This window comes from Bradyrhizobium sp., from assembly GCF_035701725.1.
Taxonomy (GTDB): Bacteria; Pseudomonadota; Alphaproteobacteria; order Rhizobiales; family Xanthobacteraceae; genus Bradyrhizobium.
This window is the reverse complement of record NZ_DASSRP010000162.1, coordinates 1-7,953: the sequence shown is the minus strand read 5'-3', so window position 1 is coordinate 7,953 and position 7,953 is coordinate 1. Positions and strand designations below refer to the sequence as shown.

7 protein-coding genes and 2 pseudogenes are annotated in these 7,953 nt (G+C 63.6%); 5 read left to right on the top strand and 4 right to left on the bottom strand.

What is annotated here, in order from left to right:
• Positions 1-97: pseudogene (locus VFL62_RS09640) on the top strand (histidinol-phosphatase); the annotation flags it as partial.
• 10 nt (positions 98-107) lie between these two features.
• Positions 108-1,070 carry a tripartite tricarboxylate transporter substrate binding protein gene (locus VFL62_RS09635; protein ID WP_325172143.1) on the top strand — a complete coding sequence of 321 codons (963 nt, stop codon included), beginning with the start codon at positions 108-110 and terminating at the stop codon, positions 1,068-1,070.
• A gap of 1 nt (position 1,071) precedes the next feature.
• Here the strand turns inward: VFL62_RS09635 and VFL62_RS09630 are convergent, their stop codons facing one another.
• Positions 1,072-1,962 (bottom strand): LysR substrate-binding domain-containing protein, encoded by an 891-nt coding sequence (locus VFL62_RS09630; RefSeq protein WP_325172142.1) that lies wholly within the window; start codon positions 1,960-1,962, stop codon positions 1,072-1,074.
• 176 nt (positions 1,963-2,138) lie between these two features.
• On the opposite strand from VFL62_RS09630, the gene VFL62_RS09625 reads away from it, so the two are divergent.
• Complete coding sequence (locus VFL62_RS09625; RefSeq protein WP_325172141.1) at positions 2,139-2,894, top strand: sulfite exporter TauE/SafE family protein; 756 nt, start codon at positions 2,139-2,141, stop codon at positions 2,892-2,894.
• Here VFL62_RS09625 and VFL62_RS09620 read toward each other — a convergent pair.
• Entirely contained in the window at positions 2,882-3,514 is a 633-nt protein-coding gene (locus VFL62_RS09620; RefSeq protein ID WP_325172140.1) for a LysE family translocator, read from the bottom strand. The two genes, VFL62_RS09625 and VFL62_RS09620, sit on opposite strands and share 13 nt — an antisense overlap.
• A gap of 8 nt (positions 3,515-3,522) precedes the next feature.
• Entirely contained in the window at positions 3,523-4,470 is a 948-nt protein-coding gene (locus tag VFL62_RS09615) for an alpha/beta hydrolase (protein ID WP_325172139.1), read from the bottom strand.
• Between the two features lie 214 nt (positions 4,471-4,684).
• Between VFL62_RS09615 and VFL62_RS09610 the strand changes: the two genes are divergently transcribed.
• On the top strand, positions 4,685-5,155 hold the full coding sequence (locus VFL62_RS09610) for an Hsp20 family protein (protein ID WP_325172138.1): 471 nt from the start codon (positions 4,685-4,687) through the stop codon (positions 5,153-5,155).
• Positions 5,156-5,363: 208 nt separating this feature from the next.
• On the opposite strand, the gene VFL62_RS09605 is transcribed toward VFL62_RS09610, so the two are convergent.
• On the bottom strand, positions 5,364-6,212 hold the full coding sequence (locus tag VFL62_RS09605; RefSeq protein ID WP_325172137.1) for a hypothetical protein: 849 nt from the start codon (positions 6,210-6,212) through the stop codon (positions 5,364-5,366).
• 457 nt (positions 6,213-6,669) lie between these two features.
• Here VFL62_RS09605 and VFL62_RS09600 point away from each other — a divergent pair.
• Positions 6,670-7,953: pseudogene (locus VFL62_RS09600) on the top strand (glutamate synthase subunit alpha); the annotation flags it as partial.

The following is a 7,953-nucleotide window of genomic DNA, read 5'->3' as shown; positions in this document are numbered from 1 at the left end:
GACCTGGGAGGGAAAGCCCGCGCAAGGCGGCGGCCGCATCGTCGCGGCCGGCGATCCGCGCGTCCACGAAGCAGCGCTCAAGCTGCTCAACGGTTAAAGGAAGCCTGATGAGAATCGTCTGCGCGTTGCTCGGCAGCCTGTTGCTGCTTCCGGCGTCCGCCAGCGCCGAGGATTTTCCGGCGCGCCAGATCCGCCTCATCGTGCCCTTCCCGGCCGGCGGCCCCAACGACATCATCGCGCGGGTGATCGGACAGCGCATGTCGGAGATCATCAAGCAGCCGGTGATCATCGATAACCGCGGCGGCCAGGGCGGGGTACTCGGTACCGAAGTTCTCACCAAGGCAAGTCCCGACGGCTACACGATCGCGATTTCGAGCGCCGGCGCGCTCGCCATCAGCCCGACGATGGAAAAAGTCGCCTACGACCCGCTAAAAGACCTGCAAGCCGTCACATTGGTCGCGAAGGTGCCGGAGATGCTGGTGGTCGCATCAAATGTGCCGGCGAAAAACATGAGCGAACTGATCGCGCTCGCCAAGGCAGAACCCGGCAAGCTCAATTTCGCCTCCACCGGTCCCGGCAGCCTGCCGCACCTGGCCGGCGAATTGCTCAAGCTCTCCGCCAAGATCGATATCGTGCACGTGCCCTATCGCGGCGCCGCGCCGGCCCTGAACGACATGCTCGGACAGCAGGTGCAGATGGTGTTTCTCGACCTGCCGGTGCTGTTGCCGCAGATCAAGTCCGGCGGCCTGCGCGCGATCGCGCTCGGCGCGCCGCAGCGTGCGCCGACAGCCATGGACGTGCCGACGACGACCGAAGTCGGCGTTCCGGACGTGCAGGCGGAAAACTGGTACGGCATGGTGGCGCCCGCCGCCACCCCGGCACCGATCGTCGCCAGACTGAACCAGATCGCAACCGAAGCGATGCGCGATCCCGTCGTGAAGGAAAAGCTCGCCATTCAGGGCGCCGAACTGGTCGGCGACAGCCCCGAGCACTTCCATGCCTTCATGGAAAGCGAGATCGCGCGCTGGGCCAAAGTGATCAAGGACGCGGGCGTGCCGACCGAGAAATGATCTATCGCACCGCCTTGCGCAGGTGATCGACGAGCAGTTTCGCGGGCTTCGGCAGGTTCTTGAAGCTGCGGGCACAGATCGCGAGCCGGCGATTGGCCCAGTCGTCGCGGATCGCAATCAGCGCGATCGGCATCGATTGTGCGCAGCGCCGGGCCGCCGCCTCCGGCACCACCGCCACACCGACACCGGCCGCCACCATGCGGCAGATCGCATCGAAATCTCTCAAGCGCGCGCGCAGCCGCAAGCGCACTCCGAGCCGGGCCGCATGTCTGTCGATGTGAACGGCGAGCGCGGTGGTATTCGTCAGTCCCACGAAGTCGCAATCCGTCACCTCGATGAAGTCGATCTGGCGGCGGCCTGAAAATGCGCTGCGCCTTGGCGCGACCAGCACCAAACGATCCTGGCCGAATGAAAATCGCTCGAAATGCTCCGGCAGCGCGTGCTCGGCGGCAAAGCCGAGATCGGCCGCCCCGCCGGCGATGGCGCCGACGATATCGGCGCTCTCACGCTCCTCGACGTCGAGACTGATATCGGGATATTCGCGCAGGAAGGAACCCAAGGCCTTGGGTAGATACTCCGACAGGCCGGATGTGTTGGCGAGCAGATGAACGCTTGCCCTGACGCCGCTGTTGAAGGCAGCGATATCGCCCTGCATCATCGCCACCTGATGCATGATGGTCCGCGCATGATCGCGCAGGCTTTCGCCGGCGGCGGTGAGTTCGATGCCGCGGCGGCGGCGCCTGACCAAAGCGACGCCGAGATCGGCTTCCAGTCCTTTGATCCGGGCGCTTGCCGAAGCGAGCGCCAAATTCGCGCGGGCTGCACCGTGGGTGATACTGCCGGAGTCCGCGACCGCGACAAAAAGCTGAAGATCGACCAGATCAAAGCGCATCGATGAACTCCCGATCTCTTGCCTTCGTCTTAGCCGAAGGCTCATTCAATAAGTCACAGATTGTGCCGAACAATGCGATCGGTCAATGTAACCCGTATTCGCCGGTCCCTTGATTCTAACATTCGCAAGAGCGACCGCTGAGAAGGGATGCGAATGTTTGGATCGGACCACGAGACATGAGCGTTCTGCTCCTGACCTTCATTGCCGCGGTGTTTCTTCTGGCCGGGTTCATCAAGGGCGTGATCGGCCTCGGGCTGCCCACCGTTTCAATGGGGTTGCTTGCGGTCGCGATGGCGCCGGCCCATGCGCTCGCGATCGTCATCGTGCCAGGCGTTCTGACCAATATCTGGCAGACCTTTGCCGGTCCTTATTTCCTTGACATCGTGAAGCGGCTCTGGCCGCTGCTGTTGAGCCTTGCGGCCGGTATCTGGCTCAATCGCGACATGATGACCGGCCCCTACGCGCGCTATGGCACCGTTCTGATCGGCATCCTGCTGGTGATCTATGCCGTCATCAGCTTGCGAAGATTTGCACTCACGGTTCCTCCGGCTGGCGAGAAATGGATCGGCGGCGTCATCGGGCTCACGACGGGGGTCATCTCGGCCGCCACCGGCGTGCAGGTGATCCCCTCGATGCCATTCTTCCAGGCCCTCGGCATGAAAAAGGACGAGCTGATCCAGGCACTCGGCGTGTTCTTTACGGTGGCGACGCTAGCGCAGGCTTTCAATCTCTCGGCCGCCGGAATATTGGACGAATCGACCGCGATCCCCGGCGTCATTGCGCTCGCCTTCTCTTTCACGGGAATGGCAATCGGCCAGAGTATACGGACGCGGCTCGAACCGGAAACGTTCCGCCGCTGGTTTCTGATCGCGATGATCGTGCTCGGGATCTATCTGACGTGTGTCGCGACCTACGAGATCTACTTCGCGTGAACTAACGCGATGCGAACGCCAAGATAGACGAACAGCGCGCCAAGCCCGCGATTGATCCAATTCATCACGCTTGGCGATCGACGGACGCGGCCCGCCGCCCGCGCGGCAGCAATGGCGACGGCAAGACACCACAGCGTGCCGTTGAAAATGAAGATCAGGCCGAGCATCAGAAAGGCCAGCGGCTTGTGCGGCGCGTCGGCATCGACGAATTGCGGCAGGAAGGCGAGAAAGAACAGCGCGACTTTCGGATTGAGCACGTTGGTCAGCGCCCCCTGCCAGAACACGCGCGGGAGCGGAACGGCTTGGCGCGCAAGAACCGGTTCCGAATTTTTCGGACGAGACAACAGCATTGTCAGGCCGACATAGCAGAGATAGGCCGCGCCAAGCCACTTCACTGCTGCAAATGCCGTCGCAGAAGCAACCAGCAGCGCCGAGAGGCCGATTGCCGCGGCAAAAACGTGGGAGAGACAGCCGGTGCTGATGCCGAGTGCAGCGAAAACGCCGCCCCGCCATCCGAGTTGCACGCTGCGCCCGACGATATACGCGGTGTCGGGTCCGGGGGCGATGTTAAGCAGAAGCCCGGAGACGATGAAAAGCCAGAAATCGTGAACGCCCACCATCGGCAGCCTCAGCCAAACAGCGGCGTGCCCGGCACGAAGGCGTCGAAGGCCGCCCAGAACTGCGAACGGTAGCGATCCTGCTCCTGCAGGATTTCATGCTTGGCGCCGGCAATGACGAGATGCGAACCGGCCCGCAGATGATAGGCGAACTCCTCGATCGCCGGCGTCGACACGATGGTGTCGTTGCTCGCCGCCAGCATCAAAATGGGCTGACGGATTTCCGACGGATAGGTCATGGCGCGAAAGCCGTGCATGGCACGAAATGCCGTATCGGCCCAAGCGACCGTGGGCGAGCCGAGGCCGAGCGTCGGGTCTTCGGCCAGGATCGCGGCATTGCGGGCGTAGCGGACCGGATCGCTGGTGAGCGGATTGTTCACGAACGGCTCGGTGCCGGTCAGCGTATCATTGCCGCCGGGGACGTAACGGCCGCCGAGACCGGCCAGCCGCAGGGTTCGCAAGAACACGCGCGCCGGCATCGCGGTCAGATGGCCGGGCAGATCGATCATCGGCGCCGACAGCACCATGCGGTCGAACCAGCGTTTGCCGGCATGCGCGATCCGCAGCATCACCGCGCCACCCATAGAATGGGCGAGCGCGAAGAATGGCGGCGGACAATCCGGCATCACCACCTGCTGCACGAAGGTCTCGACGTCGATTTCGTAATCTGAGAAGTCGCGCACATAGCCCTTGCGCGGATCGCGCAACCGCCGCGACGAATGCCCCTGCCCGCGCCAGTCGATCATCGCCACCGCAAAGCCGCGGTCGCGCAGATCCCGCACCGTCTCGAAGTATTTTTCGATGTGCTCGCTGCGGCCGGTAAAGACGCACACCGTTCCCTTGCGGCCGGCCGGCGGCGCCCAGCGCGCAAAGCGCAGTTCGGCGCCGTCAGGCGTCTTGATGGTCCCGGAAACGACGTTGTCCGGCACGGGATTGGCGGGGATCGAGACCAGCGTCATGTCATAGGAAATGGGGCTTCAAATTCAAGGGGCGGCGCATCAAAGACGGCCGGTTCACCCGGTCTTGAACGTCCTTCTCGGCCCTCCCATATCACTTTCGTGCAGGCCACAACCAGCATTTCCAGAGAACCGGGAGGTGTTGGAGGCTGCATATCAACAAGCCCGGCCCCATGGCGGGCGGGTTCACTTCAACAGTCGCTCAATGGAGGACTAAATGCGTACGTTTGATCTCACCCCGTTTTATCGTTCCACCGTCGGCTTCGATCGCTTTTTCAACCTGCTTGACCAGGCCACCGCCGACGGCAGCCCCGGCTATCCGCCCTACAACATCGAGCGCACCGGCGATAATGCCTACCGCATCAGCGTCGCGGTTTCCGGTTTCGCGCTGAACGAGCTTTCGATCGTCGCCAAGGAAAACACCCTGACGATCAAGGGCGAGAAAGTCGCCAACGAGAACGGCAAAGAGAAATCCGAAGTTCTGTACCGCGGCATCGCGGCGCGGGCCTTCGAGCGCGTATTCCAGCTCGCCGACTTCGTGGCGGTGAAGAACGCCTCGCTTGAGAACGGCCTGCTCCACGTCGATCTCGTCCGCGAGATCCCCGAGGCCAAGAAGCCGCGCAACATCCCGATCGCCACCACTGCGGCGCCCGCAATCGAGGGCTCGGCCGAGAAGGCCGCGGCCTAACGCGAAGCGCCGGTTCAGCAGATATTGGCTGAATGCGAAAACGCCCCGGGCAACCGGGGCGTTTTTTGTTTGGCCAATTGTCGTCCTCGCGAATGCGAGGCCCCATAACCGGAAGCGCTGATTTTGCGAAGAACGACACTCCAGTGTCGTCAAGAATATCCGCCGGTGGTTATGGGCCCCGGCTCAAGGCCTGGGCGACTGAGAAGAGCTATTCGAAATCCTGCACCTTCGGCATCGGCTGGGTCGGCTGGATCGCCGGAGCGGCCGGTTTTGCCTCGGCGGCAGGCGCGGCCGGCGGGGCGGCCTCGGACTTGGTCTGAACAGCGGCGGATTGCTGCATTGGGGCCGGGGCCGGCGTCAGCTTGTCGGCCAAGGGCTTCACGTCAGAGGGCTTCACGTCGGAGGGCTTCACGTCGGAGGGTTTCACCTCGAGACGGTCGGCAGACTTGGCCGGCGCCGCCTTCGGCAGCGGAACTTGCTGCGGCATGCGGCTGGCGATCTTGGGCACCGAAGCCGGCGGCCGCGGCGCGTTGTCGAGACGGGTCATGGGCTCGATCGGCCCGTATGAGGGCCGCGGTCCGCCGCCATAGTACCCCTCGCCATAGCCGCCGTAACCGCCGCCATAGCCAAAGTGCTCGGCCGGCACAAAGCGCACGATCCGTCCGTCACGCGCGTCGATCACCAGCCGCCCATCGTCGCCACGGCGGTCAATCGCCGAGACCGAGTAAAAAAGTCCGCGCAGCCGCGGCACGCCGAGGGGCGAGAACCCGTTCTCGCGAAGCACCGCATAGACTTCCCTGGGCGGCAGCAGCGGCGCGCCACTATAGGCCGGACCGTAGTCGGCCGGACCGGCCGGCGGCGGCCCGTAGGCCCGCGGACCATAGGTCGGAGCGGTGATGACCGGAGGTGGCGGCGGAACGTCGGCGTAGGGCCCCTCAAGATCGGATGCCGCCTGGTAGCGCGCGGGACCCGTCTGCTGGGGCGTACTTTGCGCATTCGCCGCCGTGCCTGCGAAAACGAGCGCAGCCGTGATAGCCCACCCTCTGAACGCCTTCATTTTTGGAGCTCCTGTGATGACCCTGCGGGGGGTCTCTGCCTTGCACCCCGAAGTCAATTTCATTCTTGGAATCGGGCAGCCCTTAGGCTCAATCGCGGCGGGCTTGCCGCAAAACCGCGGCAGGAGTGCATGGCTGGAGGTCGCTGATTCCGAAGCTCGCGTCAGGGGCGCCCCAATTGGCTGCGAACTTCGGAATCGGAGCTTTCGCCTTTTGCACGCCGCGGGCGACTTTCACCTGCTTGTGTGATAGACAAAAATTTGGCATGGTCAGAGTTAGGACAGGAACACTGTCTTAATTTTGGTCCGCGCTCCCGGCACAGGGTTTGCAGCGGCCAGCCTAAATTTAAGAAATTGCGGCTCGCGGAGGACGACCGGTGGCCCGGTTAGGTGCCACAACGCCCAAGCTGCGCCGCTGACGGTGAGGCTTTCCAGCCTTATTGATTGAGAGGACGCGAAGATGAGCCGGTCCGAATTCGAGCGCGAAAACATCGTGGCCCCTGGGCTGTCGGTCGCGACATCGAAACCGGCCGATTCCGCGCACATGATCGAAAAACACACGTTCCGCCCCGAAGCCGTTGGCCTGTACGATCCCGCACTGGAAAAGGATTCCTGCGGCGTCGGCTTTATCGCCAACATCAAGGGGCGTAAGTCGCATCAGATCGTCTCCGACGCGCTGCAGATCCTCTGCAACCTCGAGCACCGCGGCGCGGTCGGCGCCGACCCGCGCGCCGGCGACGGCGCCGGCATTCTCGTGCAGATCCCGCATGCCTTCTTCGCCCGCAAGGCCAAGGACCTCGGCTTCACGCTGCCTGAGCCCGGCGCCTATGCCGTCGGCGCCCTGTTCATGCCGAAGGAGAAGGCCTGGCGGAAGGTGATCCAGAGCATCATCGCCGACCAGATCAAGGACGAGGGGCTGAAGCTCTTGGGCTGGCGCGAAGTGCCGACCGACAACGCTTCGCTGGGCGAAACCGTCAAGCCGACCGAGCCTGCCAACATGCAGGTGTTCATCGGCCGCGGCGCGCATATCAAGGACGAGGTCGAGTTCGAGCGTCGGCTCTACATCCTGCGCAAGTCGATCTCGCAGGCGATCTACCAGCGCCGCGACCGCGGCATGGCCGGCTATTATCCGTGCTCGATGTCGTGCCGCACCGTGATCTACAAGGGCATGTTCCTCGCCGATCAGCTCGGCAAGTACTACCCGGACCTGCACGAGGCGGATTTCGAGAGCGCGCTGGCTTTGGTGCACCAGCGCTTCTCGACCAATACCTTCCCGACCTGGTCGCTGGCGCATCCCTACCGCATGATCGCCCATAACGGCGAGATCAACACGCTGCGCGGCAACACCAACTGGATGGCGGCGCGGCAGGCCTCCGTGCATTCGGAGCTCTATGGCAAGGACATCAGCCGGCTGTGGCCGATTTCCTATGAAGGCCAATCCGACACCGCCTGCTTCGACAACGCGCTCGAATTCCTGGTGCAGGGCGGCTACTCGCTGCCGCACGCGGTGATGATGATGATTCCGGAAGCGTGGGCCGGCAATCCCTTGATGGATGAGAAGCGCCGCGCCTTCTACGAGTATCACGCCGCGATGATGGAGCCCTGGGACGGCCCGGCCGCGATCGCGTTCACCGACGGCAAGCAGATCGGCGCGACGCTCGACCGCAACGGCCTGCGCCCGGCGCGCTATCTCGTCACCAAGGACGATCGCATCGTCATGGCTTCCGAGATGGGCGTGCTCAAG